The 24,626-nt window shown below is 66.8% G+C and carries 24 protein-coding genes and 9 pseudogenes; 12 read left to right on the top strand and 21 right to left on the bottom strand.

The window, feature by feature from the left end; genetic code table 11:
* Positions 1–306: 306 nt before the first annotated feature.
* Positions 307–1,476 (bottom strand): serine hydrolase domain-containing protein, encoded by a 1,170-nt coding sequence (locus tag N8I84_RS39850; RefSeq protein ID WP_263234393.1) that lies wholly within the window; start codon positions 1,474–1,476, stop codon positions 307–309.
* 429 nt (positions 1,477–1,905) lie between these two features.
* Complete coding sequence (locus N8I84_RS39845) at positions 1,906–2,361, bottom strand: hypothetical protein (RefSeq protein ID WP_263234392.1); 456 nt, start codon at positions 2,359–2,361, stop codon at positions 1,906–1,908.
* On the opposite strand from N8I84_RS39845, the pseudogene N8I84_RS39840 reads away from it, so the two are divergent.
* Positions 2,362–2,461: pseudogene (locus N8I84_RS39840) on the top strand (IS5/IS1182 family transposase); the annotation flags it as partial.
* On the opposite strand, the gene N8I84_RS39835 reads toward N8I84_RS39840, so the two are convergent.
* A complete protein-coding gene (locus N8I84_RS39835; protein ID WP_263234391.1) occupies positions 2,458–3,156 on the bottom strand; it encodes a phosphoribosyltransferase in 699 nt (232 codons plus the stop codon). The pseudogene N8I84_RS39840 and the gene N8I84_RS39835 overlap by 4 nt on opposite strands.
* A 180-nt stretch (positions 3,157–3,336) precedes the next feature.
* Between N8I84_RS39835 and N8I84_RS39830 the strand changes: the two genes are divergently transcribed.
* Positions 3,337–4,185 carry an inositol monophosphatase family protein gene (locus tag N8I84_RS39830; RefSeq protein ID WP_263234390.1) on the top strand — a complete coding sequence of 283 codons (849 nt, stop codon included), beginning with the start codon at positions 3,337–3,339 and terminating at the stop codon, positions 4,183–4,185.
* Positions 4,186–4,380: 195 nt separating this feature from the next.
* Here N8I84_RS39830 and N8I84_RS39825 read toward each other — a convergent pair whose 3' ends face one another.
* Positions 4,381–5,457 (bottom strand): pentapeptide repeat-containing protein, encoded by a 1,077-nt coding sequence (locus N8I84_RS39825; RefSeq protein ID WP_263234389.1) that lies wholly within the window; start codon positions 5,455–5,457, stop codon positions 4,381–4,383.
* Between the two features lie 450 nt (positions 5,458–5,907).
* Between N8I84_RS39825 and N8I84_RS39820 the strand changes: the two genes are divergently transcribed.
* On the top strand, positions 5,908–6,171 hold the full coding sequence (locus tag N8I84_RS39820) for a hypothetical protein (protein WP_263234388.1): 264 nt from the start codon (positions 5,908–5,910) through the stop codon (positions 6,169–6,171).
* A gap of 291 nt (positions 6,172–6,462) precedes the next feature.
* On the opposite strand, the gene N8I84_RS39815 is transcribed toward N8I84_RS39820, so the two are convergent.
* A complete protein-coding gene (locus N8I84_RS39815) occupies positions 6,463–7,098 on the bottom strand; it encodes a hypothetical protein (protein ID WP_263234387.1) in 636 nt (211 codons plus the stop codon).
* A 217-nt stretch (positions 7,099–7,315) separates the two neighbouring features.
* Between N8I84_RS39815 and N8I84_RS39810 the strand changes: the two are divergent.
* Positions 7,316–7,516: pseudogene (locus tag N8I84_RS39810) on the top strand (IS701 family transposase); the annotation flags it as partial.
* A gap of 71 nt (positions 7,517–7,587) precedes the next feature.
* On the opposite strand, the gene N8I84_RS39805 reads toward N8I84_RS39810, so the two are convergent.
* Positions 7,588–8,271 (bottom strand): MBL fold metallo-hydrolase, encoded by a 684-nt coding sequence (locus N8I84_RS39805; protein ID WP_263234386.1) that lies wholly within the window; start codon positions 8,269–8,271, stop codon positions 7,588–7,590.
* A 29-nt stretch (positions 8,272–8,300) separates the two neighbouring features.
* A complete protein-coding gene (locus tag N8I84_RS39800; RefSeq protein WP_263234385.1) occupies positions 8,301–9,188 on the bottom strand; it encodes an MBL fold metallo-hydrolase in 888 nt (295 codons plus the stop codon).
* A 375-nt stretch (positions 9,189–9,563) separates the two neighbouring features.
* Between N8I84_RS39800 and N8I84_RS39795 the strand changes: the two are divergent.
* Positions 9,564–10,094, top strand: a pseudogene (locus tag N8I84_RS39795) (IS701 family transposase); the annotation flags it as partial.
* A 287-nt stretch (positions 10,095–10,381) separates the two neighbouring features.
* On the opposite strand, the gene N8I84_RS39790 reads toward N8I84_RS39795, so the two are convergent.
* Entirely contained in the window at positions 10,382–10,849 is a 468-nt protein-coding gene (locus tag N8I84_RS39790) for a MarR family winged helix-turn-helix transcriptional regulator (protein WP_263234384.1), read from the bottom strand.
* A 191-nt stretch (positions 10,850–11,040) separates the two neighbouring features.
* Here N8I84_RS39790 and N8I84_RS39785 point away from each other — a divergent pair, with 191 nt between their 5' ends.
* A complete protein-coding gene (locus N8I84_RS39785; protein WP_263234382.1) occupies positions 11,041–11,862 on the top strand; it encodes an SDR family oxidoreductase in 822 nt (273 codons plus the stop codon).
* 212 nt (positions 11,863–12,074) lie between these two features.
* On the opposite strand, the gene N8I84_RS39780 is transcribed toward N8I84_RS39785, so the two are convergent.
* Positions 12,075–12,806, bottom strand: a complete 732-nt coding sequence (locus tag N8I84_RS39780) for a TetR/AcrR family transcriptional regulator C-terminal domain-containing protein (protein ID WP_263234381.1) — start codon at positions 12,804–12,806, stop codon at positions 12,075–12,077.
* 122 nt (positions 12,807–12,928) lie between these two features.
* Between N8I84_RS39780 and N8I84_RS39775 the strand changes: the two genes are divergently transcribed.
* The 3 genes from N8I84_RS39775 to N8I84_RS39765 all read left to right on the top strand — a co-directional run bounded on the left by N8I84_RS39775 (position 12,929) and on the right by N8I84_RS39765 (position 15,039).
* On the top strand, positions 12,929–13,651 hold the full coding sequence (locus N8I84_RS39775) for a hypothetical protein (RefSeq protein ID WP_263234379.1): 723 nt from the start codon (positions 12,929–12,931) through the stop codon (positions 13,649–13,651).
* A 217-nt stretch (positions 13,652–13,868) separates the two neighbouring features.
* Positions 13,869–14,327: a hypothetical protein gene (locus tag N8I84_RS39770; RefSeq protein WP_263234378.1), complete on the top strand. Its 459-nt coding sequence runs from the start codon at positions 13,869–13,871 to the stop codon at positions 14,325–14,327.
* Positions 14,328–14,373: 46 nt separating this feature from the next.
* Positions 14,374–15,039: a nitroreductase gene (locus N8I84_RS39765; RefSeq protein ID WP_263234377.1), complete on the top strand. Its 666-nt coding sequence runs from the start codon at positions 14,374–14,376 to the stop codon at positions 15,037–15,039.
* 262 nt (positions 15,040–15,301) lie between these two features.
* Here N8I84_RS39765 and N8I84_RS39760 read toward each other — a convergent pair whose 3' ends face one another.
* Genes N8I84_RS39760 through N8I84_RS39750 form a run of 3 tightly spaced genes read right to left on the bottom strand, consistent with a single transcriptional unit; the run spans position 15,302 to position 17,425 of the window.
* A complete protein-coding gene (locus tag N8I84_RS39760) occupies positions 15,302–15,637 on the bottom strand; it encodes a hypothetical protein (RefSeq protein ID WP_263234376.1) in 336 nt (111 codons plus the stop codon).
* A 10-nt stretch (positions 15,638–15,647) separates the two neighbouring features.
* Positions 15,648–17,132, bottom strand: coding sequence for a WXG100-like domain-containing protein (locus N8I84_RS39755; RefSeq protein WP_263234375.1), 1,485 nt, complete (start codon positions 17,130–17,132; stop codon positions 15,648–15,650).
* Entirely contained in the window at positions 17,129–17,425 is a 297-nt protein-coding gene (locus tag N8I84_RS39750; RefSeq protein WP_263234374.1) for a WXG100 family type VII secretion target, read from the bottom strand. Before N8I84_RS39750 ends, N8I84_RS39755 begins: the two co-directional genes overlap by 4 nt.
* Before the next feature lie 792 nt (positions 17,426–18,217).
* Between N8I84_RS39750 and N8I84_RS39745 the strand changes: the two genes are divergently transcribed.
* Complete coding sequence (locus tag N8I84_RS39745; protein WP_263234373.1) at positions 18,218–18,433, top strand: hypothetical protein; 216 nt, start codon at positions 18,218–18,220, stop codon at positions 18,431–18,433.
* Positions 18,434–18,583: 150 nt separating this feature from the next.
* Here the strand turns inward: N8I84_RS39745 and N8I84_RS39740 are convergent.
* Positions 18,584–18,979 (bottom strand): annotated as a pseudogene (locus N8I84_RS39740) (transposase); the annotation flags it as partial.
* 168 nt (positions 18,980–19,147) lie between these two features.
* Between N8I84_RS39740 and N8I84_RS39735 the strand changes: the two are divergent.
* Positions 19,148–19,231, top strand: a pseudogene (locus tag N8I84_RS39735) (GntR family transcriptional regulator); the annotation flags it as partial.
* Positions 19,232–20,442: 1,211 nt separating this feature from the next.
* Here the strand turns inward: N8I84_RS39735 and N8I84_RS39730 are convergent.
* The 5 genes and pseudogenes from N8I84_RS39730 to N8I84_RS39715 all read right to left on the bottom strand — a co-directional run.
* A complete protein-coding gene (locus N8I84_RS39730; RefSeq protein WP_263234372.1) occupies positions 20,443–20,874 on the bottom strand; it encodes an SMI1/KNR4 family protein in 432 nt (143 codons plus the stop codon).
* A 527-nt stretch (positions 20,875–21,401) separates the two neighbouring features.
* Positions 21,402–21,800: a hypothetical protein gene (locus N8I84_RS39725; RefSeq protein ID WP_263227760.1), complete on the bottom strand. Its 399-nt coding sequence runs from the start codon at positions 21,798–21,800 to the stop codon at positions 21,402–21,404.
* Positions 21,797–22,644: pseudogene (locus N8I84_RS39720) on the bottom strand (IS5 family transposase). The gene N8I84_RS39725 and the pseudogene N8I84_RS39720 overlap by 4 nt, the downstream one beginning before the upstream one ends.
* Before the next feature lie 60 nt (positions 22,645–22,704).
* Positions 22,705–22,902, bottom strand: a pseudogene (locus N8I84_RS42930) (hypothetical protein); the annotation flags it as partial.
* Positions 22,902–23,293 (bottom strand): annotated as a pseudogene (locus tag N8I84_RS39715) (FtsK/SpoIIIE domain-containing protein); the annotation flags it as partial. The pseudogenes N8I84_RS42930 and N8I84_RS39715, both read right to left, overlap by 1 nt.
* 162 nt (positions 23,294–23,455) lie before the next feature.
* Here N8I84_RS39715 and N8I84_RS39710 point away from each other — a divergent pair.
* Entirely contained in the window at positions 23,456–23,821 is a 366-nt protein-coding gene (locus N8I84_RS39710) for a hypothetical protein (protein WP_263234371.1), read from the top strand.
* 56 nt (positions 23,822–23,877) lie between these two features.
* Here the strand turns inward: N8I84_RS39710 and N8I84_RS39705 are convergent.
* The 3 genes and pseudogenes from N8I84_RS39705 to N8I84_RS39695 form a co-directional block, all read right to left on the bottom strand.
* Positions 23,878–24,097: pseudogene (locus tag N8I84_RS39705) on the bottom strand (UTRA domain-containing protein); the annotation flags it as partial.
* 16 nt (positions 24,098–24,113) lie between these two features.
* On the bottom strand, positions 24,114–24,356 hold the full coding sequence (locus N8I84_RS39700) for a hypothetical protein (RefSeq protein WP_263234370.1): 243 nt from the start codon (positions 24,354–24,356) through the stop codon (positions 24,114–24,116).
* The gene (locus tag N8I84_RS39695) at positions 24,353–24,580 is read right to left on the bottom strand and encodes a hypothetical protein (protein ID WP_263234369.1); all 228 of its coding nucleotides are present in this window, start codon (positions 24,578–24,580) and stop codon (positions 24,353–24,355) included. Before N8I84_RS39695 ends, N8I84_RS39700 begins: the two co-directional genes overlap by 4 nt.
* Positions 24,581–24,626: the final 46 nt, after the last annotated feature.

The following is a 24,626-nucleotide window of genomic DNA, read 5'->3' as shown; positions in this document are numbered from 1 at the left end:
CAGCCCCGCCCTCCCCCCAGGATGGGCCGCGGAGCCGAAGATATGGACAGGGTTTTGGCCTTGTCCCTTGTCCGCGGATGTGGACTGCGGTTTGGTGCACGCCAGCGGCACTCGATGTCCGGGGTAAGTGGACTCAGGAAGGAGGCTTTCGCTTCGAGCTGCCGAGGAACGCTGCGGCGAGCGCCGCGACGCCACCGCCCAGCAATACCCGCCGCAGGCACCGCGGCGCCGTGGTCGGCAAAGTATTTGGCGACCCAGAGGTAACGGGCGGGAGCCGGACGGCCGAGGACGTCCGGCTCTTCGGGGTCAGCTCCGGGCCGGGACCAAGGTGCCGAAGGAGGCGGCGGCGATCTGCTGGATGTAGCGCATCTCGGTGCCGTTCAGGTTGGTCGGGTTGACGGAGTAGACGATCTTGCGGGAGAGGTCCCGCGTGGCGAACACGCCACTGGTGTAGCCGGGGCGAGAGCCCGTCTTGCCCCAGACGACGACGCCGTTGGAGGCCTTGACCCGCATCAGGCCCATGGTCATGCAGGCCCGGCCCGCGTCGGCCTCGGTGCGGCACTGGCTGCTGTGGAAACTGGGCACGTCAGGAACGGTGAAGAGCTTGGTCTGCTGAGCCGGCGGCAGGAGACGGCCACGGAAGAGCGCCGTCATGAAACGGTCGAGGTCGGCGGGGGTGGAAATCATGCCGCCCTCGGCCCAGGGCCAGGGACTCTGCTCGGTCACGTCCACCGGATGCGTGGTGCCGTCCGAGGACTTCACCGTCAGGTAGCCGTGGGAGTGCGGGCTCGGCAGGTGCGGGTCGTCGGCGCCGGGGACGTACGTGTCGTGCAGGCCGAGAGGCCGGGTGATCCTGGACCGGACCTCGTCGGCGAAAGTGTGCCCCGTGATCTTCTCGACCAGCAGGCCGGCGACGAAGTAGTTCATCCCGTTGTACTGCTGCGCAGTTCCCGGCGCGTACTGCATCGGCTGCCCCGCCATCGAGCCGATCACCTGCTGCGGGGTGAAGCTCTTCATGCGGTTGGCCGCGAACCATTCGGGGCTGCCGTCCCCGAATTCCGGCACGGCGGCACTGCGCGGTAGGCCGCTGGTGTGGTTGAGCAGTTGGCCGACCGTTATGGGTGGCAGGTCAGCGGGCAGGACACCTGGCAGGTACCGCTGGACGGGCTCACCCAGGCCGATCCTGTGTTCGGCGGCGAGTTGGAGGACGATGGTGGCGGTGAAGACCTTGGAGATGCTGCCGATGCGGATGTACGCGTTGCGTGGGACGCCCTGACCGGTCTCCAGATTGCCCAAGCCCGAGGTGCCCGACCAGTGGCCTGAGCTGCCGGTGATCCGTAGCAGCGCGCCGGTGAGGTCCGCGTTCGGCAGGCCGCCGATGGCCGCCTTCAGCGTGACCGGGTCGAGAGCGGGCAGCGGCGCGGTGGTGGTGGTCGGCGCGGAGGCCGGGATGGCGGCTGAGTCAGGAGCGGCCATACCCGCGGCCAGAGTCAGCAGTAAGGTGCCGGAGGCGGCCAGGGCGGACCAACGGCCGTGACGAGCGGAGCGATTCACGAGAGGCTCTCCAGAAAAGTCGCGGTCGGACCGGCGTCCGGCCGGCCCGACCAGCAGTCTCTTGCGCATCCGCAGCCCCGCTCATCAGGGAACGCCCCTGAGCAAACCCTGATCGATCCCGGATGACTCATCTCAGGTCAGATGGTGAGACGGCGAAGGTCGCGGCCGACGCCGTCGGTCCCCTGCAAAAGCCCGAAGTGTCAGACGACGTGCCACTGCGAGCCCGCTTCCGCCCCTCGTGCCGCGTTCTCGAACTCCTCGGAGGCAGGGGCACAAAGGCGCTGCACTCCACGCGCGGCGCCGACCGCAGACGTAGGAGCGGCAGCGTAAGGCGAACAAGGCTGCTGCTGGTCATGTCCTTGTGGCCGAACAGGTGGGTCGGGTCGTCGTTGACGGTGGCGGGCAACGCGACGGCATGGTGGACGATGTCGAGCCCGAGCCATTCGCCTCCTCGCCGGTGAGCTTGCGGCCCGTGAGGACCCTGCCGCGCAGCTTGTGGCGGATACGGCCGTCGGGGCCGTTCTCGGTGAACGCGCAGTCGGGGGCGAGCTCCCGTACCTCGGCGTCCCTTATTCCGGAGAGGTACGCGATCACGATCCAACATTCTGTGCGCATATGGACCACTTCGGTGGCCAGTTCCAGCGGGCCAAGGCCCGGCCGCCATGGACGTCCGCTGCCGGGCCGGATCGACGGCGCGGTCCGCAGGCCGCCGGCCTGGTAGCCGAGTTCGGCGGCAGCCTCCGTCTCGTGAAGTGAGCGAAGTCGTTCCTCGGCCTGACGATCGAGACCGTCAGCAGGCCGAAGCACCTCCCCGGCTTCGTCATCCTGCCGCGTCGCTGGATCGTGGAACGCTCCTGGGCATGGGCGATGCATGCCAGGCGCCTGGTCAGGGACTACGAGCGGCTACCGCTGCACACCCGAGGCGATGTCACCATTGCGGCGATCACGCTCATGTCCCGGCGTCTCACCCGTCAGCCCGCCGGGCCCAACGGGGCATCGCCACGGCCCCAGCCAGCAGTTCAAGCCGCGTGAGACAGCCGGCCTTACCTCTCGGCCGGCCTCCTCCTCGACCTGATAGAGCGGAAGGTCGCTGAAGGCCAGCAACGCCTGAACCGGCCCGACGGCCTGTCTCCCCTCTTCACTGAGTTGATCGATGATGACGCTGCAGCCGGCCCAGCCACTGCCGCACTCCGAAACCATGGCCCTGACCGCGGCTGCCTGGTTCCCGGTCTCGATCCAGTCGTCGACTAACAACACCTTGTCGTCCGGCGTCAACGCATGCCGCTGAAGGCGAAGACAATTCCGTTGTTGCCGATAGTCCGGCGCGGCCCGACGCTCGACCTTCTCGCCGGGAAACAGCCCCTCGCCCTTGCGGACCGGGATGAAGCCGACGCCCAACTCCACCGCGGCGGCGGCGCCCAGGAGGAATCCTCGCGACTCGACACCGCAGACTGCGGTGATGCCGCCATCCTTGAACGGCTCGACGAGCGCCTTGACGACTGCGTTCAGGGCCGTGGCGTCTCGGAAGATCGCCCACACATCGGCATGGCCGTGAATCCATGCGAAGTTCTCCAGAACGAGGTCACGGGCGGCTTTGGTCACGGACCGGAGTCTCCACAGGGGCGGGGCAGAGATCAACCGAGTATCGGCAACCGCCTTCCGTTGGTACGCACCTCTGGTACGCACCTTGTTGGGCTCCACGGCACGTCTCGGAAGTGGTTCCACGGCGTGAGAAATTGATCTTGCCGCACCCGCAGGCCAGAGCCGTGAAAGGCTCGGCGGATGGACTACGCGTTCGATGCCCCGCCCGTCGACCGGGAGCTTCTGGACTTCGCTGTTCGCCTGGCCGGTCGTGCCGGGCAGTTGTCGGCGCGACGCTTCTTCAGCGATGACTGGCACAGCCGTCTCAAGGAGGACGGCACCGAGGTCACCGAGATCGACGTGGCGGTTGAGGAGCTGATGAGGGACGAGTTGAGCCGGCGGATGCCGGACGACGGGATCTTCGGAGAGGAGGCCGGCTCGACCGGCGGGTTGTCAGGACGGCGATGGATCATCGACCCCATCAACGGCACGACATACTTCACCCACCGAGTGCCGCTGTTCTCGAACGATCTCGCCTACGAGGACGAGCACGGGCCGGCCATCGGCGTGATCAACATGCCGCTGAGCCAGCAGATGATCGCGGCGGGCCGCGGATTGGGCTGCTGGGTGCTGCCGGGACCGGACCCGGATCTGCCATCGGGCCGCCGCGCCCAGGTCACGGAACGGACCAACCTGGGCGGGGCGAGGACGTTGATGCACAACCCGGCCGGTTGGCCGGAAGAACTCCTTTGCGCTCTCCACCGCCGGGTCCTGCTGATGCCCTCAACCGGCATGATCGCGGCTCTGGTGACGGGCCGAGTCGATGCCGGCGTCATCGCCGGTCCGCCGATGGGCTATGAAGACGTCGCTCCGATGCCCGTCATCGTCACGGAGGCGGGCGGCCGGGTGACCGACCTGGACGGAGCGTCCGTGCTGGAAGGCGACATGTCGGTGCTCATCACCAACGGTCGACTGCACGACGAGTTCCTGCAGTTGGTGAACGGCCTGCCGCACAGCCGCGACTATCGGGCCCTCGACGACGGCGAATAGCGCGTCTGGCAGCGCCGCGGTACAGACCGGAGAGACTCACAGACAGACAGCCGCCTGCGCTGCCAGCCACACGCACGACAGAAACGTCACAACCAGAAGTCGGGGCTCATCCGGGTCCGGCTTCTCGTCGACGGTCACGTACCTCTCCAGGTGTCCCCGGTGGATGGTGTCGGTCGTGTCGGTCGAGCACCGTTGTCAGCGGCCCCTGCCAGCATGCACAGATGACCTCAACTGAACACCTGCTCGCCGCCCCTGACGGTCAACCGCGTGCACGCCTTCTGAAACTGGTCGCCGCCATCGAACCGTGGGACGACCTGGAGCGCACCCATCTGAAGACAGCCACGCAGTCGATCGCCAGCGGATCCCCCATCTACCGGCTGCGCAAGCCAGATGTTCCGGCGATGCATTTGCCGCCCCATGGGCCCGAGCCTTGCGCAGGTTCGCCTCCCTGAGATCCGCACTGGAGAAGTCCGCCTCCCGCAGGTCGGCCTTGACCAGGCGTGCGCCGCGCAGATCGGCTTCGAGACAGCGCACCTGGTGGAGAATCGACGTCCCGAGTTCGGCATGCCGCAGGTTGGCCTCGATCAGTGACGCCCCGCTCAGGTTGGCCTGGTACACGCTCGCCGCTTCCAGGCATGTGGCGTCGAGGTTGACGCCGTTCAGCCACAGCCCGTCGCAGTCGGCTCGACGAAGGTCGGTGAAGCTGACGTTGAGCCAACCCGGTCTGCGTTCCTGGCCAAGGACCCCAAGGCAGGTGAGCGCCACTTGAGCATCGGCGGCACGAGTCTCCAGCGGGCGCACCGAGTTGATCGAGGCGTCCGCCGCCAGGGCACCCGGCTCCTGTGGCGGCCACGGCAGGTGCGTCCGAAGGTATGCCGCCATGATCGAGACGACGGCCTCGTGGTCACGGGCGGAGTGGTCCGCGATCCGCCACAGTGCATAGATGCCGCCGATCCGCACGTCCAGCTTGTCACTGCCGAGCTGTTCTACAGCCCGGCTGAAGCGATCGGTGACATTGCCCTCCCGGGTGGCGTTCAGCCCGTCCTGGCTGACACGCAACTGCCGCCAGGTGGCGTAGGCGCCGAACAGGACGACAGAGCCACCGACCGCCTGCAGGAGCGTGGTACGCACGTTGTTCACCGCGTTCATCCGATCCGCGGCGGCAAGGTGGCCGCCGGCGAGATCGTGGTCCACCACCATCCCTGGAAGGACCAGAAGCACGACGAACAGCACGGCCAGTGCGGCCACCCCGACCAACGCCACGGCGATCATGCGAATCGCGCGCCAGCGGCTATGAACACTTTCCCCCATACCCATCGGATCCTAGAGCAAAGCCGAATCCGGCGAACCTGTGTGGTCACGGCACTAGCGGCGGCACGATCGCAGTGCGGGTGGTGTCAGACGGGAGTCCATCCGAAGCAGTCCGCAGCCGTCAGGATGGTCGCCAAAGGGAATCAAAAGCGCCTACGAGCCGGCAGAGGGTGCCGGGCATGCGTGCGGCACCCTCTCGGTTCAGACGGATATAGCCCTGTGCGAGGTAAGTACAGATATACGCCAACGAGGCAGCACGAGGCGGAGCCGCGCAGCTGCGAGCCTTCTACCGCCCCTGGGACCGACGAATGGGAGGAGTGAGCCGAGCGGCTGGCCCTTCCGTAAACGGTTCCGGCTGCAGGACCCCACGGCCCCCACCCGGCCGCGGATCTGGACCAATCGCCGGGGACCGTGAGCCGGAAGCCGATGTCGCCCACGGTGGCGATCCAGGCGGCGACGCCTCAGGTCCCCGTCGTCACCGTCATACCCGACCGTGACATCGGCTGCATCCGCAGCGACGACGCGGCGCCCGCGTCGTCATCGACACCGGGAGCCACCGCGCATCGACCTCATGCGCCACTGGAACGACGGCACCGCCACCTCTACCCCGGAAAGGTCGGCGGCCTCGGCACCAGCACGCCGGTGGACCTTGGCTGGGGCACGGGCCAGGCGTAGGCCGGGCAGCCCGTGCCGTGTGGGATGGCCACGCGTGCGCCACCACCCCGCACGTCATCATGTGATCACGCTGTTGACGTTCCAACCCGTCCTCGACCGGATCACCGAGGAGATCGAGAGCCTGTCCGGCAGGACGCGGTGCGGTTCTCGTATGACGAGACGTCATGCTTGCCATTCAGTATCCGCTTGACCGGTTGGTCGGGCCCAAATAGAGCGCGACTTCGGATAATCAAGGTGTCTAATACTCCAGCCGTAGATTGTGATCAGGAGCCACCGCGTCGACGAGTCCCATCAGTACCAAAGGGTCAGTCCGACCGCGCCAAGTCCCGTGCGCGCCGCGTAACGCAGCACCCGAAGCGGGCCGTTGAGTAGCTCGTCGACGTCGTGGTTCGGGTCGTCCGCCATCTCGTCCAGCCATATCCGTATCCGGGCGGCCGCGTTGGCCCGACGCGGCTGGTGAAGGACGAGCGCCTGCTCGGTCGCGGGGAGCGCGGCTTGTACCTGAGCGGCATCGAACAGGAACTGCCCGCAGCAGCCTGGGAGTCTGAGCGTCGCGTCGAGGCCGAGCCCCCACATGAGCGCGGCCGCGCCATCACCCCTGGGTACGGCGGCGCAGAACATGCCTTCGCTCTCTTGCTGCGGGACCGCGTGAAGCAGATAGTCCTGGAACTCGTCCACCTTGGTCTCATCGTTCCGGACTCTGTCGACCGCGTCGGCGAAACGCACGATTTCGTCGATGCGCGACGGCCGCTCGGGCGTCCCGTCGAACAACCCCGCGGGCTCGAGCCGCTCGCGCCACCAGCTCATGTCGGTGGACGACTCCGGCCACGTGCCGTGGGCGCCTGCCGCGTCGGGGAATCGGCGACGCGCTTCCTCAACGGCATCGTCCGCCACGACGCCGACCACCCAGACCCCCATCACGCTCATCCGCGCTCCTTCATGTCCACGTCGCTCAAGACCGACGATTGGATCCTGAGCAGCTTGGCTGCCTTGGTTCATGCCTTCGGCGAGGACGAAAAGGCCCTGTACCGCTGGGTGGCATAGGAGGGCACGGCCACCATTGACCATCGTCGGTTGTATGGAAAGACGAAGATCAGCCGGTGGTCGCGGGCCACAGCGTAGACCCCGCCCGGTGGCAGCCGGTATTCGACAGCCTGATGGCGAAGGAGGCGGGCGGTTCACTCGGGTGGAGCCACGTCGCAGGGCACGGGCGTTCGTGCTGGGCCTGCTGGCAGAGCTCTCGCGGAAGAACTGCTGGACGATCGCCGAGCATGCCGGCGACAGCAGTGCGGCAGGGATGCAGCACCTGCTCAGTACTCCAGCCGTAGATCGTGATACGACGCGCTTGGTTCCTCTGATCTGCCCAAGCTGAGCCTGGTGTAGTGGCCCACAAGCACGAGTTGCGCGGGATCGCGGTCAGCGTTGCTGGGCCAGGAATGCCTGGAACGCATCCACTCCCGGTCCGGTCAGCGGGGTGCCGTGGCCGAAGCCGACTGCGGTGACGTTGGTGGGAATCCGGGCGGCGCCGGATGCGCGGGCTGCGGGCTCAGCGGCGAAGGTGGCCGGCCCGTAGCCAAGGCGGCGGGCGTGGAACACTGCGTCGCCGACCAGCGCCGTGCGGGTGGGTTCGTGCAGCAGCGCAATATGGCCGGGTGAATGGCCTGGCGTGTGAATCACACGTAACCCGCCGGAACCGGCGATGAGTTCGCCGTCTTCGACCGTCGCATCGGGTTTGAACGGCGTCCAATGCGCGACCGGAAGCTGGTCGAACCGCCGGGCTGCCGGGCTGGACCGGCCGTCCACCGGCACCCGTCCGTTGGCCAGCCAAGCGGCGTCGGCTGCATGGATCAGGACACGGGCGCTGGTGTGCTCCCGCAGTGCGGGCGCGCCCTGTACGTGGTCGGGGTGGGCATGGGTGAGCACGATCCGGTTCAGGTCGGCAGGGTCTCGGCCCAACTCGGCGATCGTGCGCAGCAGCAGATCGACGGCTTTGCCGTTGCCGACGTCGACGAGGGTCAGGCCGTCGTCACCGTCGATCAGGTAGGCGTTGTTGGTCTTGGATGTGGCGATGTGGATGACGCCGGGAGCAAGGTGCGACACGGTTTCTCCTCGGTGCGGAGCAGGGTGAGTTACCAGCGCAGTGCTGTGAAGTCGATGGGTCGGGGCGAGAGCTCTGCGGTGCGGCCGACCAGGTCGTGCATCCGGTGGGCGAACTCGTCGCCAGGCAACTGCTTGCGGTCGCCATGGCCTGGCAGTAGCCATTCGAAGCGCACGCGCGGTGCCGTACGGGCCAGCGATGCGGCCAGTTCGGTGATGGAGTACCAGGTGACCGACTCGGCAACGGCGACGTCGTCCGCGGTCCGGGACCAGTAGAAACTGTCACCGCTGAAGCAGTAGGTGTCGTCGGCGAGGTACAGCACGCTGCCCTCGGTGTGCCCGGGCAGCGGGTGAGCGGTCACGCCGTCGGTGATCTCGATCGGCTCGCTGCCCCGGAGAATGCCGTCGGCGTCCGGCGCGGAGGCCAGGTCGCCTTCGTGGATCCACAGGCGGGCGCCGAACCGGTCGGCGTATTGGCGGCCGTGCGCGGCGTGGTCGCGATGGGTGAGCAGCACATCGGTGATCGGGCCGAGGGCGGAGTATTTCGTGGCCAGTGCGGAACTCCAGCGCGGCGTGTCGATCATCATCAGATTTCCAGCTGGTCGGCGCAGCAGGTAGGAGTTCGCGCCGGCAGTGTGCGGCGAGTTGTGCCCGCACAGGTGCACGTGCTCGGTAAGGCGCAGCGGGAAGGGGTCGAGTACCGGGTGCGGTCCGCGTGCGCCGTGCCGGATCGATCGGGTGTGGCACGCGAATGCCGCGGCATGTAACGCCTTTTCCTCCGCGGCGGTGCGCGGCTGGCGGACGACCGAGGAGCGGCCGGCGACCTCGGCGATCAGTCCCGGTGCGAGCTGCCGGGCGGCGTCGCAGTTGGTGCAGCGACGATCGACGCGCCAGGCGGCGTCGGTCGAGTACTCGTTCATGGCGTGGTCCCCCGCGCAGGCCGGTGGCGATTGGCGCTCAATTGAATATCACGTGCCAGGCGAGATAACCAATCGCGGAATGTTATTGACTTTGTCGGAAATCGCTGTTCTTGGACGCCTCTTTCATGTGCGGTTGACAATTTTGGAAATAGTGCTCTGTCCAGATGGCACACTCGGCTGCTGTCTGCAGGTAAAGGCCATTGCCTTGATGCGCTGATGCTCCGCCGTAGACCGTCATCTTGCTGGTCACGGCCAGTGCGCAGACGTCTGTGGCCACCGTTGATCATCCTGAGCTGTGTCGACAAACGAAGATAGGCGGTGGCCGCAGGTCGCAGTGTGGTACCTGCCTGGTGGCGGTCGATGTTCGATCAGCTGATGGGCCGCATCGCGGGCCGCTTCACGAGGGTCGAACCGCGGCGCCACGCAGAGGCGTTGGTCCTGGGTCTGCTGTCCGCCCTGCCGAGAAAGAACTGCTGGACGCTGGCCCAGCAGCATGCGGGGCGATCGCACCCCGGACGGCATGCAGCACCTGCTGCACCGTGCGAAGTGGGACGCCGATGCGGTCCGCGACGATCTACGCGCGTACGTGGTCGAGCACCTCCACGACGACGAGGCCGTGCTCGTGGTCGACGAGACCGGAGACCTGAAGAAGGGCACCGCGACGGTCGGCGTGCAGCGCCAATACACCGGCACGGCCGGCCGCACCGAGAACTCCCAGGTCGCCGGGTACCTGGTCTACTCCGCCGCACCGCACGTGGGCACGCGGCTATCGACCGGGCCCTGTATGTGCCGCGCTCGTGGACCGACGACCCCGACCGCTGCCGGGTGGCCGGCATCCCCGACAGCCTCGCCTTCGCCACCAAGCCCCGGCTCGCTGCCCGAATGGTCGCCAGGGCGCTGGACGCCGGCCGGCAGGCAGACGTTCCCCTGCCACACCCGGCGCATGATTCACAGTCACCCGACGATGCTCTCGTCTCATAGACGGTAGTGGTTTCGCCCTCGCTGCTACCGGAAGTTCCGCTACTGCTCTGGCTGGTTCCCTGGTCAGCGCTCGACGCATATTCATAGGCGCCGCCGGGAGTCTTACCGGAGCTACCGTCTGAGGAGCCACTGGCATCGGCATCGCCATCAGCGGAATCCCCAGATGGAGCCGCCCGAAACACCGTCGTCCGGGACGTCAGGTCTTGGGGGCGCTACGCCGTTTCGGTGCCGAGGCGGCGGGCCTGGTCGCGGCCCACCTCGGCGGCCTTGCGGAGGTAGTCGGCGATGATCTCCAGTTGTTCGTCGCTGTAGCGGTCGAGCATCGCACCGAACGCCTTGCCCGGGGTTTCCCACACCTCCGCGATCCGCGCCGCCGCGTCAGGGGCGAGAGCGACCAGAGCCCGCCTGCGATCGTTCGGGTCGTGCCGCCGCTCCACGAACCCCGCTTTCTCCAAGCGGTCGACCAGCCTGGACGCCGATCCGGACGCCAGGCCGGTGAGGCGGGCGATCTCCCCGGTCGTCACTGGTCCGGGCTCCAGATCGAGCAGCGCGATGCACTGCACATCGGTGGGGTGCAGCCCGATCCGGTCGGCGAGCGCCTGGTTGAACAGCGTGTACGCCGCGTAGTGCCGCTGGCTCTCACCGACGACACGCGCGAGCAACTCCGACCGGTTTGACATCCGGCACCTCCAAGCCTCAGATTTATCTTCGCCGCGAAGATACTTCGCCGCGAAGTATCTTCGTAACGCCCGGCAGTCTATCCCGCGCCGCCGGGGCGCTTTCCCTGGCCACCGGCTCACCATCTGCTTCCACGCCCGGCCATGGGCGCGAAGTCTGCCTCGTCACGCCCCCACTGAAAGGGATCACCAAGATGACCGTTCTCGTCACCGGGAGCCGCGGCGCCGTCGCCCGGACCCTCATCGGCCTGCTGCGCGAGCGTGGGCTTGCCGTTCGGGCGGCCTCCAGCCGCCCCGGCGACCCGGACACCGTCCACTGCGACCTGACCGACCCGTCCACTTTCACTACGGCGCTAAAGGGGGTGACCTCGGTCTTCCTTTATGCCGAGCCTTCCAGGATCGGCGAGTTCGCCCACGAGGCCACCAGCGCAGGGGTCGAGCACGTCGTGCTCCTGTCCTCCGCGGCAGTCCTCGCCCCCGACGCCGAGAACAGCCCGCTGGCCAAGTCCCACCTGGACGTGGAAAAGGCGCTCGACGCCTCCTCCCTCCGCACGACCTCGCTGCGCCCCGGAGCGTTCGCGAGCAACGCGCTGGCCTGGAGCTGGAGCCTGCGGTCGGGCCGGCCGATCAGCCTGCCCTTCCCCGGTTCCCACTGCGACCCCATCCATGAGGCCGACATCGGTGAGGCCGCCCTCGCCGTACTCATCGATGCCGGCCTGGGCGGACGCCCGTACACCCTGACCGGTCCGGAGTCCCTCACCTTCGCCGAGCAGATCGACGTCCTGAGCCGGGTGACCGGGCGGTCCATCCCCATCCGTGAGGTCACCCGCGAGGAGTGGAGGGAGGAGACGGCCGAGTACGTCCCGGCCGCCTTCGCCGACTCCCTGCTCGACTGGTGGCAGTCCAACGACGGCTCCCCGGTCGATCTCACCCCGTCCGTGCAGGAGCTGACCGGCCACCCCGCGCGCACCTTCGCGACCTGGGCGCGGGACCACGCCGACGACTTCCGGGTCTGACCGATTCCACCCGGCCAAGACCGACGAGGAGCAGCTGCTCCTCGTCAGCCCCGAACTGGTTGACGTCCGCAGCACGATCACCGCCCGCGGCCGTGATCCCCGAACAGGTGCGATCCCGATGCTGCCCAGCTACGACATCGCGGAGAAGGTCTGGAACCTGCCGATGCTGCTGCTGTTCCATCGGCCGGCGGAAGGACGTTCGGGAATCGGCGTCACCGAGTTGACGGCCGCTGCGGCGGGTTCGGCCCGGTCTCGGGCGTGTGGGAGGTGCCCGTCGGTGCGTGCTGACGCGTGCGACTGAGGCCATCGAGGATGAGGCCGAGCCCGAACTCGAACTCATCGGCGAAGTCGAACCCGGTCTTCGCCAGTTCCGTGACCACCTCGGCGAGGTAGGGGTAGTCGTCGGTCCCCGACGGTTGCCGGTCGACGACGGCTTCTCGTCGTCGCGCCGCCTCTGCCGGGATATCGCCGGCGAGGGTCTTCTCCTGGAGGGCGAACCCGTAGATGTAGGCGTCCATCAGGTTGTACGCGTGCACGGCCATGCGGAAAGGAAAGCCTGCGTCACGGCGGAGGCACCGCATCACAGCGTTGTGGTGGTGCAGGTTCGCCGGCCCTGGAGTACCCGTCTCCATCCGGCCAACCGCCCACGGGTGCCGGAGCAGAGCCTGCCGCATCGACGAGGCGCGTGCGCGCATGGCGGTACGCCAGTCGACGTCGACGGGCACCTCGACCTCGGCGAAGACCAGGTCGACCATGCCGTCAAGCAGCTCGCGCTTGTCCGCCACATGCTTGTAGAGCGCCATGGGCACGACGCCGAGCCGGGCCGCCAGCCTGCGCATGGTCAGTGCCTCGAAGCCGTCCTCATCCGCCAACTCGACGGCGGCGCGTAGCACCTTGGCGCGGTTGAGCCGGTCCCGTCCGGCGGCTGCGGCGGTGTCCTGCATCGGAGCCCTAGACCTCCTGACCGATGTCCAGCCTTGACAGGTGTACATAGTACACCTAGCTTTGCCGCACCAAAGGTGTACGTCGTACACCCCCGCCGTATACCCCCTCGGAGGAGCAAGGCATGAGCGCGACGCCAGGACCCCTCAGGACGAAGCAGCCCCCCATGACCCCCACCACAAAGAGGCTCTCGCGGGCCGCCGGAATCTCCGCCGCGATCGCGGGGATGCTGTTCATCGGGGTCCAGATCAACCATCCAGGCATGGACCTCTCGTCGGTCACCACCACCGACTGGGCCGTGCGCAGCACAGCAAAGGCGCTCATGGCCGCGCTGGCGCTCGCCGGCATCACCGGCATGTACCTGCGTCAAGTTCGGGAAACTGGGATTCTCGGCTTCCTCGGCTATGCGTTGTTCGCCGCCGGCTATCTGCTCATGCTGAGCATCGAGGTCGTCGCCGCCGCTGTTCTGCCCGCACTCGCGCACACAGCGCCCGGCTACGTCTCAGACGTCCTCGCCGTCGCCTTCGGCGGCACCGCAACCCATGGCATCGGCGCCATGCAGACCGTCTTCGTCCTCAGCTCCGTCGGTTATTTTGCGGGCGGGTGCCTGTTCGGTATCGCCCTGTTCCGGGCTCGCGTCCTCGCCCGGTGGGCCGCGGCGCTCCTCGCCGCAGGCACCGTCGCCACAGTCGCGCTCGCGGTACTTCCGGAGTCGTTCAATCGGCCGTTGGCCGTTCCGACCGGAGTGGCCTTGATCGGCTTGGGCATCTCGCTGTGGCGCGATCAGCCGGCCACGGTCAGCGACACCCCAACGCCTCCCCGCGCGGGATACGCCACCCCACAATGATCACCAGCAGCCGGGGGCCGCGTAGTCCCAGACCGCCGAACCGAGTGGCTCCGTGCCACTCTGGCCGCGGTCGCTCTGGCCCTGGCAGGCCGGGCCGGCGCCCGTCTGACCGACGTGTTGGGTGACCGTCAGCCACAACACGGTCTTGCGGCTGGTGGATGCGCTTTCCGAGCCGGAGGTGCCCGCACCGAGACAATAGCTGTCTCTGTTCGGCGCGTTGAATCTCGTCCTCGCCGTAATCAACGCGAGGGAGGGCACCCGAGGGCGGACTCATGAGCACATCGACCGAGCACGCGGAATCGCAACGCGGTTGGGCGGAGACCGCAATGACTTCGACACGGAGTTCGGGCCGACCAACGTCGAGATCCACGCCGCGAGCACGGCAGTGGAGTTGCGAGACGCAGGGCTTGCCCTAGAGGTGGCCCAACATGTTGACGCATCGGGTCTGTCGCCCGAACGGCAGTCACGTTTCTTGCTTGACGTGGCGGGAGCGCACGCGCAGCGGCGACACGTCGGCGAGGCCACAGCAGCACTCATGGAGGCCGAGGCCCTAGCGCCCGAACAGATCCACGAACACCACTTGCCCCGCGAAGTCATCCGCGACTTGAACCAGCTTTCGGACCCCCGCATCCCCGAGTCGCGGCGCAACTTGGCCGAGCGAAGCGCCGTCATTTAGAGCGTTCCTCCGGATCACCTCGCGGACCAGATGGGGACGAGAAGACGTGGATGTGTATGAAGCCGTGGACAGCCGCCGGGCCGTACGGGCGTTCAGCGATGAGCCAGTGCCGAAAGAGGTACTCGACCGAGTGCTGACTGCAGCTACGCGGGCTCCGTCGAGTGGGAACCTCCAGCCGTGGCATGTATACGTCGTGACCGGCGAGCCCCTGGCCGAACTGAAGAAGCGCGCGACCGCCAGGGCACTGGCGGGGGACCCGGGTGATGAGCGGGAGTATCCGATGTACCCGGCCGAACTGACCTCGCCGTATCTGGATCGCTTTTCCGCCGCGGCCGCCCAGCGGTACAAAGCGCTGGGCATCGAGCGCGACGACCCCGACAGGCCCACAAAGATCGCCGCCTTGAACTCGGGGGCGTTCGGGGCGCCGGTCGTGCTGTTCTGCTACCTCGACCGGACGATGGGGCCCGGACAGTGGGGGGACGCGGGGATGTACCTGCAGACGGTCATGCTGTTGCTGAGGGCGGAAGGGCTGCACAGCTGCCCTCAGGTGATGTGGACGATGTATCGCAAGACCGTCAGCCAGATGGTGGGAGCCGATGACAGGCTCGCGCTGTTCTGCGGTGTCGCGGTGGGATTCGAGAAGGAAGGCGCGCCACGACTGCGTACCGGGCGCGCGGACATGGCAGAAACAGTGAGCTTTATCGGGGTGTGACCGCTAGGCAGTCTGGGCAGTCAAGATCTACAGGGCGGGCCCGGGCACCCAATATCCCAGTGCCCTGGCGCAGCCGGGGCTTGATGAAATAGGGAAACTTCCACCGCCCGCGGCCTCAGGCGGTTGCGTCCGCAGAGCTGTCACGCTTTCGGACGGCCGTCTACTGGCATGTCCAGCGGGTCGGCGGCCTGCCGAACACGGGCATCGGCGGAAGGTCGAGCCGGTCGCTGAGCCGCGTCGGTAAGCGCGAGATCAGCGGGCGTCACCCGTCGACTGTGATCCAGCAGATGTCACCGGATTCCGGGGAGCGGCCAAGGCTTTCCATCTCGAACGCAATCCTGGAGAGCGTCCCGGCCTTGTCCGTCTCCCACGCTACGAACGGCTTTTCTTCGTCGGCGGTCAGGTCCCCGGCCTTGGCTCCCAGGTCCAGCAGATCGCCGACGATGCGCAGGGTGAGCCGATTCCGCTCCTCCATGCTGTGCCCCTTGCCGAGGAGCTTTCCGACTGTTCCGGTGATCACGGAGAATCCGAGCCAGTCTTCGTATACGTAATCGGCCAGGTAGGAGAACTCTTCTCCGTATTCCTCTTCCGTCGGCATGCCGTGTCCTTCAGTGTTGCGGTATGTGGAGTCGCTTGGCGTCCAGGCCGTCTACGTCGTTCATGTCAATGGTAGGGCCCCCTGACTTGCTGAACGGCCGATACGTCACCGTGGACGGAGGGTCATCGGACAGCCGCCAGACCTCGATGTTCCCCTTGGGCGTCGCCTTGATCTCTGGCTCACCGAGGCGCTCGAACAGTTTTTGACGCGCCTGCTGCAGTTCTTCCTCGGTTACCATGCGTACGCCTTTGGCGTCCTCCTCGCCGACGAGGTTCCCTTGGTCGTCCGACATGACGTCGCGAACGGCCTTTGACTTCTCCTCATAGGACTTCGGCAGTCCTTCATCTCCGGAGTCGTCCGCGGGCGGTTCGTCGTCGCCACCTCCGGTCGGAGGTTCGTCGCCGCCTCCGCCGCCTCCCCCGCGTCCGCCGACGCCGGCTGGTTCACGGGCTTCCGTCTCGGCGAGCTCTCGTTCGAGAACCTGGCTGACCTCGGTTGTCTCGGCGTCTACCGCCTCGATCTCGGGGACGCCCTCGGCGGCGGCCTGGAGGGAGATCTCGATGTCCGCGATCATCTCGGTGCCGATAGAGGTGACGGCCGAGTCGAGAGTGACCTCGACATCGCCGAGGATCGCGGCAGCCTCCGTTGCGTCGAGGGCTCCTGCAGCAGCGTCCGAACCGCCGCCCGTGAAGACGGTGAGCAGAACACCGGCCGCCGTGGTCAAGCCGATGGCGATACCTGCCTCGGCCATCTTGGATTCGGTTTGACTGTGCGCGTCGTCGATGGCCTGAGCGAAGGAGTCGCATGCTTTGGCAAGCTCGTCGCAGGCGTGCTTCGCGGTGGAAAGTGGAGCTTTACCGCCGCCCTGGCCGTCCTGCCAGATTTTGCTCCAGAATTCGGCCATCGCGTCGATGGAGTCGTCGGAATTGTTTTCGGTGATGGCCAGCACGTGCCGGTGCAGTCCTGCACCGAGGGTGTCGATGGCGGTGGACGCGGTCCGATACGCGTCAGCTGCTGCTCGCAGTTTGTCCTGGTGCCCGTTGGGCCAGTACTTGGCGATGGCGTCAGGCATGGAGGAGTCTCCGGGCCCGATCGCCGAGGCCGGGTCCGGGTATGTCACATCGGTGAACACCCCTGGCGGCGAGAACTGGTCGGGCCCGCTGCCGCCTGCCTTGGCGTTGGAATGGTGGTCGGCCTTGAGGAAGTTGTTGGCAGTGGTCACCAAGGCGGTGGACGCCTGGCCGATCGCACGAGCGGAAGCGGACAGCGCGGTGAAAAGAGCCTTGGCCGCCGGGTCGTACTTCGCACCGAACTTGTGCCCGTAGTCATCGTTTCCCGCCATGCCTCCGGCGTTCTGAAGCGCCGCATTCAGCGTGCTGGCGATGGAGTCGATGGTGTCCTGACCGCTCGCGAAGTGCAGACCAACGCTGTAGAGGTCCTCCGGATAGAGGTTGATGGGTCCGCCGCTGCCGCCGCCGTCGGCCGGGCGGCTCATCGGCCGCGCCACATACGCACATTGGCGGCCCGCGCCCCCGCGTAGTTGCCATGTGCCGTTTCGACGATTTTCTGCAGGTCGCGCAGCGCACGGTGCAAGTCACGGGAGGAGGAGCGCCATTGCCGGCAGTAGCCGTGGAATGCGTCATGGGCGTCGCCCTCCCATGTGTCCGCTATTCGGCGCACGGCATCGTCCAGCTCGGCCAGGTGGTCCTGGATCGCGTTGGCTATCGAGCCGATGTCCTCGGCGGCCTGAGCTAGGTCCTCTAACTTGACTGTCAGTTGCCCCGGCATCCGATCCCCCATATCTGTCGACCACGAGAGAATGCCACGGCCAGGTATCCGGAACGAGTGCCTCCAGCTGCTGCAGCAGTCCATTGTTCCTGGAATTTCCCATTGCTTGACCTGCGGCTTACCTCGGGGCTTCGGCGAGGTCCGCCGACGGGATACACCAGGGCCCGGGGAGAGTCGGGTTCGCCCGATTTGACCTTGGCGGTGCCGGACGCGACCTCGGACTCGGCCCGCGAGCCGGCAGGCGTTCGCGGTGGACGGAAAATTCTCCGCTAATTAATGCGGTGTCACTTCCCGACCCGGCCTAGTTCGTACGGGCAGGTCCCCTCCATAACGGATCGGCACTGGGGGGAAGCAGCTACCGACCGACGCGGGCCACGTCAATCGTAGGCCCGATGCCGGGTTGCCCACGGGTGTGATGGAGTTGCAGCACAGCAGCGGAGTACAGCAACCACCGCACCCGAAGGTGGCTATCAACGGCCGTCGATGACCTCGCGACCAGCGTCCTGGTCCGCAATGGCCATCCAGCCGAGAGTTCGGGACGAAGAGGTCGTGCCAGACGCGTGCCGGATCCTGCGGGGAACCACGGGGAACACCGGGGAGTCAAGGGACCCGCCACCACGCGTCGATAACTTTCCGCCGCAGGCCAGCCCTGCGGCGAGCCCCAGATCACCTCAGCTTCCCAAGCTAATGGCGGTAACCGGGGTCGGCCTCGACGTAGACAGACAGCAGCAGCTCCGTGCCGTCCTGACCTTGCTCCTTTGCAAGCACCGCGTTGACTGTCACGATCAAGCCGTGGCCAACCTTTCGAAGATCGCAAGTCGCCTGGACGCCTTCATGGACCTGATGGGCCCAGTGATCGGCGTCATGCTGCTGGCGGTGGGCATCGAGACCTACCGCAACGGTGGATCCATGGGCTGGCCCATCGCGGCAGCGGTCCTGCTTGTGATCAATTTCTGGGTGGCCTGGCGCCGCCTCACCAGGCGCCGGAAACCGGCATCCTCGCCGTAGCGACGCCGCGCACCCGCAAGCTTCTGACATCCACGGCTGACATCAACGACGCCGGACGGGGGCGCACACCAGCACACTTATCCGGCCGTCGCACCAGTCGACGGCGGTAGCTGAAGCGGGCTCGGATCGAACTCCTAAGACCGTGTCCTGAGTGGTGAGGCGGAGAAGTCGCTTGTAGCAGCAGATGGCTGCGGCGAGTCCGAGGAAGGCCAGGTAGTTGCGGGGGTGGCGCTCGTAGCGGTGGTTGAGTCGTCGGTAGCCGGTCAGCCAGGAGATGGTGCGTTCGATGACCCATCTACGGCGGCCGAGTCGTTCGCTGGACTCGATGCCTTTGCGGGCGACGCGCACGCCGATGCGCTTGCCGTGTAACCATTTACGCAGGTGAGGGACGCCATAGGCCTTGTCCGCGTGGAGGCGCTGGGGCTTGAAGTGGCGGCCGCGGTGGGGGTCGTGTCTCGTTTGGTGACCGGCCACCATCGGCTTCAGCGCTTCGCTGTCGTGGACGTTGGCGGCTGAGACGCCGACGAGTAGGGGCAGTCCGTTCGCGTGCCCGGCCCAGCTTCCGGAGGAACTTCGTTCGGTCGCGTCCGCTCATCCCGAGAAGGCTGCCGCCTCGACGTCAAGCTCGGTGTTGATTACGCGGCTCGGTTCCTCGCGCCTGCTCGGACTCTGGCAGCAGTGGATCGACGGGCATCCCCGCAAGGACCGCGAGGACAGGGACGGCCCGGGGAGACGGCGGACATCATCGTGCCCGCCGCTCACTGCGAGATCGTCTATGAGATCCCGATCAACCCCTAGCTGAGACAGCCGAGACCTCGGTCATTGCGCCCGACGCTAGGTAGCGTGGTGAGCATGACCAATGCCGTCCGCCATGCGAACACCTGTGGCCTATGCGAACAACCGCTCGACGGGGATCATTACCACGAGAAGGAGACTCGCGGAACCCGAGTCGAGTACGAGGTAGTCGAAGTTCGCGGCGTGCTGGCTGATTCGGTTGCGGTCCATGACCCGAATGACAAGCATCTGCTGCCCACCCGGATCCTCGCTACCGCCCTGGGTGTTGAGGCCGGTTCGCTACTCGGCCTTCATTACACGTGTCTCGTTTCCCGTGATCCGTACGGAGCTACTCGCTCTGACTACCGCCTTGGGCGCAGTGGCAGCTTGCCGCCGGCGGCTCAGCCGGGGGTCTGACGCTGAGCGGTGCGGCGATCGCCTCCCTAACAAGAGTCGAATGCGTGTCGAAGCTTGCAGTTGAGAGGGATCTGATCGGACGTTCGAGCAGATCAGCGCCCACCTTGCCTCTCAAACACCAGGCGCCTTCTCAGCACTGGACGTGCGCAGCTCGATGTGAAAGCCGACGAAGTCCGGGCGACAGTGCAGCAGGGAAGTACCGCAACCGACGCGACCGAAGCCAACCGTGATCGGCTCGAGGTAGCCGCCTGACCAGCCCTGCAGACCTCAGCATCCACCCCGCCCGTAGTTCGCATCGAGATGGTCGCCGGTTCGTGAAGCCACCGGCGGTGGTCAAGAACCGTCCTGGCGATGCCATGTTGGTCGTCGGCGGTCGAGCCTGGCCATCACTTGCTCTGAAGGCCAGATCAGGCACCGCACGACCACGTTGTGGACTACATACCAACCGGGGTTCACCCAGCCACGTTCCTTGTCCACAAGCCCTGGACCTCCGTCGCTGTAGACATACCGCAAGTAGCAGCGGAGGAGAGGGCCGCCGGCCACGAGAAGGATCGGGGCGAGCGCCATGCCGCCGACCGTAGCGCAGAGACGAGCCGTCCAGGAGGTCACAACGCCAATCCGCATGGCCGCATCCTGGCATCACGCCATCCCCGGCGGAAGCGTGGTTTGACGTGCCCGCTGCGTGCCCATCTGACGGGTAGGCGGCGGGGAAGTACGGAGAAGAGCGGCGGTGCCGATCCGTAGGCCCGCGAAGGGGCCGTTCGAGGTCACGGCGTGGCCGCCGCACTGGTCTTCCAAACTAGGGACGCAGAGGGCGGCTACCGGTACCAGTCGCCATCGCCCCCGAGGGAACGGTGCAGGTAGTCCGCCAGCTCGCGTGCAGCCCACAGCCGACTGTCATCCTCGTGGTCCCAGACGAAGATGTCCGGACGCTCAGATGTCAGCACGAAGGCGAACTGGTTGCCCCCTCCGTTGTCACCGAAGAACAACAGCGGATCGAAGGGCATGTACAGGCCCGAGAACGTATCGGGGGACCAGAACAGCAGGTTCTGCTCCACAATCCGATCCAAGGTCCATACGACGTCAGTCCCGTACTCGCCGACCATCCCGTTGGTCTCCATCAGCAGAGCAGTCAGCTGCGCCGGCAAGCCTCGGCCAAGGCGCCGCTCCGCTTCGGCTAGAGCAGTCGCGTCAACGGGTGCGCGGAACTCGACCTCGGGCAAGGCTTCGGCAGCGGCTTCTCTCCACATAGGCGCAGCTTAGGTTGAAGGACTGACCACCCGACAACCGGCGCTGTGCAGCAGCGTAGTACCGCAACCACAGCAACCGGCAGCGCCCCACACCGGCCCTCATGAGCCTCCCGGCAACCTGTATGACCTTCAATGACCGAGTTCTACAGAGCTTCGGATCAGAAGGTCAGCACGAGGCAGGTATCCGCGTGCCACAGCCGTGCCAGATGCAGGGGTCAGCCACGGTCGAGAGGGGTGGCTAGCGGCTTCACCTGGGCTGACCAGCTCGGCCAGCGAAGCCATAAGTCACCGCCCAGGCGCCCCTCCTCTCCCCTAAAGCGTGTGTCGTAGGTTCAAATCCTGCCGGGGGCACCGAAGAAAGGGCCAGCTCAGGAGGGTTTCCTCCCAGGCTGGCCCTTAGGCGTTTCAGGGTCGTGGCACAGGCGTGCCACTGCGGACCTGTGGGGTCCTTCTCAGTGGGCGGTTCGTAAGGCGATGTCCGTTTCTGGCTGAGGTGGGAGCAAGGACGCTGGTGGAAGTTCTGCTGGCTATTGCTTCCTGGCGAAGTTGCCGGTGTCGGCCTCGGTGAGGATCCCGAGTTTGACCAGGCGTTTCAGCTTGGCGCGGGTGCCTTCGACGTTCTTCGGCAGCAGTTCGTGGCCGAGGGCTGCGCAGACGTCCTTGGCCCGTAGCGGCCCGGTCGCGTGGTTGAAGGTGGCGAGGATGCGGGGGTAGTCCGGGTGCTCGGGCAGGTCCGGCGCGGACGCGGGGAGCCGGTCGGCGAGGCCGATGACGGTCTTGCGGGTGATCGTGAGGTGCTCCAGGTGCGTCTCGGCCTCCCGCAACCGGGTCTGCAGGTCGTCGATCTGTGCGCGGAGGTCGTCGGCCAGGGCCCGGGCGGCTTCTTCCTGGAGGTCCAGGGCATCGAGCAGGGGCCGGATGTTCACGCTGCCACCGCCTGCGCCGCGCGCCAGGAGGGGGCGCTCGCGCCGGTGAGGCGTCGGGTCATGACGTGGGTCATCGCCCAGTAGACGCGGGAGGCGGAGGAGGAGGGCGGTGCTCGTAGTCGCGGACCAGGCGCCGGTGCAGTATCAGGATCCCGTAGGTCTGCTCGACCCTCCACCGCTTCGGCTGCGGCACGAACCCCTTGTCCTGCGGGTTGCGCGCGACGATCTCGACATCAATTCCCAGGCCGGCGCCATGCATGACGACCTGGTTCTTGAAGCCCTGGTCGACCAGGGCTTTGCGGACGGTTCCGCCGGCGTGCTCGGCGACCTGGTCCAGCAGGATGATGCCCGCGGCGTTGTCGTGGGTGTTCGCGGCGAGGACGACGACTGCGATGACCAGGCCGAGGACGTCCACGGCCAGGCCGCGTTTGCGGCCGGGCACCCGCTTGGCCGGATCGTGGCCACTCGTGGTGGCGGGGACCCCGGCGGCCACATGGACACTCTGGGTGTCCAGGACCACCAAGGTCGGGTCCTCTAATCGGCGGGCGCGTTCACGGACCTGGCAGCGCAGGAGTTCATGGATGACCTGGTCGGTTCCGTCGTCCCGCCAGGCGGCGAAGTAGTAGTACGTCGCGCTCTTCTGCGGCAGGTCGTGCGGGAGATAGGCCCACTGGCAGCCGGTTCGCCCCTGGTAGAGGATCGCGTTCACGATCTCCCGCATGTCGTAGACGCCCTGGTGGCCGCTGACCGAGCGGTGCCGGTCCTTCCACGCGGTGATCACCGGCTCGATCAACGACCACTGCTCGTCCGATAAGTCACTCGGGTACGGCTTGCGTTCACTCACCCGAACACATCACCAGATCAACAACCGTGGGCCGGCGGATTCCGCCCCGCCGCCACACCATCAGGCGACAGCAAATCCACTCAAAGACTCACGAACCAGCCACTCAGAGGAGCCCGACGCTGCTCCCGCACCGCCCCGGATCATGGCGCAGAGCCGGTCGGCGATGGCCCGGTCACGGTCGCTGGTCATGTGCTGATAGATCAGCGCAGCGCGCGAGCTGCTGTGGCCCATGCGAGTCATCAGCTCCCGGGTGCTGGCCAGGGCGTGGCATCCTCCCGCGGTGCCACCGGCACCTTGAGGGACCCTCCCTCGGCCTTACGCAGCACCCGGACCTTCCGCAGGACGTCGAATCCGACAAGCCGCAGTTCGACCACACCGGGCTTGACCGTCGTGACGTAGACGGCGTGAACCCCCCGGCGTGCCGCAGTCGTTTGGCCGACGCGGCGGCGTCTGCCGGTTCCTGCCCCGATGCGAGCCGGAGCCGGAGCCGCAACCGGGTCGACATGGGCCGGATAATTATCCGGCGCGGGGGGGGAACGGGACGGACCTCACGTCGGGTGGTGGCCTTGACCGCGAGGACCCGCAGCCGGGATGGAGCCACGGTCAGCCCGCAAACCTCCATGATGGAGCTGTACGAGCTGAGCAGCCGGGCCACACAATTTGCCCACTCCTCTATATGAGCAAGCAAGCGTGTTGGGGTGTACGAGTTCGAAGAATCAGCATTACAAGCGCTCGGTCCGCGAATGCAGATGGTCCGTCCGCCCGCCTGCCGAGAGAGGTGACTGTCAGACCCGTCCGGCATGATCTGCCCATGCTGATTGCGACGAACTCCCGAAGCCACGTGGTCAAGCGCCCCTCGAAGCCGGCCATTGGCACCATGCTCGCCAACCTGCGACGCGGGATGCACCTGGTTCTTGAGCGGCAAGACGAGGATCTTCAGGGCGACTGGTACATCCAGGTGCTGATGCGTCATAACAACACCTACCAGCTGGAATACCGCGATGGTGCCGCCGCCGAGCACTATCAGACGCAGACCGTCTCGCAGGAGAAGGTGCTGAAGGCGCTCCTCGGCTGGGCTGCCAACAAGCCGGACTGGCGGGAAGGCTTCATGTGGAACAACATCAGCTCCATGTTCGAGCCGCCCGCCTCCGACGCCACGGAACCATCCACCGCTTAGCGTCGCGGCAGGTCCGTCCGCAGAGCACTGTCCCTGCAGACCCCTGCGGCCTACGATCACGTTGCCGGGAGCTGGTACGACAGGAGGTGGTCGTCCGCCGCCATGACCGTGTCGCAGACCTCCACGGCCCGTCCGGAGCAGGTGAATGACTGGCACACCAAAGGCCAGACGGAGCGTCTTGACCTCAGCAGGCGAGGGCATCCGGGCCCGGATCTCCTCCTCGAAGTGGCCGAGGCGATGGCCCAGCTCCTCGAGCCGGGCGTAGATGCCGCCGGGCCGACATGAAGACCCACTAGCTGCCGGACGGGTGACCGCCGTCCGATCCCCTCTCCACGGCCCGCCCCCGCTCCCACACCATCAGCACCCGCTCGCTCCCGTCGCCGTCCTCGGCGAGCCGGATGACGACCTTCTCGTCGCTGCCGTACAGCCCGAACCAGTCACGCCAGGTACGGCGAGCGGTCGCCCCATCGGCCCACTCCCCGGCGACCGCCGGGCCGCCGGCCTTGAACCGCAGGCAGACCAGGTGCGTCGTCACGGCAGCCGTTCCAGGGCACGAGCCTGGCGGCGCAGCTCCCCCCGGGCCGTCGGCATCCGGCCCGGGCCGGACCAGTACGGGTGAAACAGCAGCCGGCCGGACAGGATCTGCAGGCGGCGCAGTGCCGTGGTGTGCACCGGGCGCGGCACGGCAAGCGCCGCGTACGTGCGCTGCCAGTCCGCCTGGACCTCGATCAAGTCGCGGGGGAAGGGGGCATGCTCCATGCACCTAATTAGGCCACGTGTTCGATATCCTGGCCAAGCCGACACG

The organism is Streptomyces cynarae (assembly GCF_025642135.1).
Classification (GTDB): Bacteria; Actinomycetota; Actinomycetes; order Streptomycetales; family Streptomycetaceae; genus Streptomyces; species Streptomyces cynarae.
The sequence above is the reverse complement of the archived record's forward strand: the minus strand, read 5'-3'. Positions and strand labels throughout refer to the sequence as shown.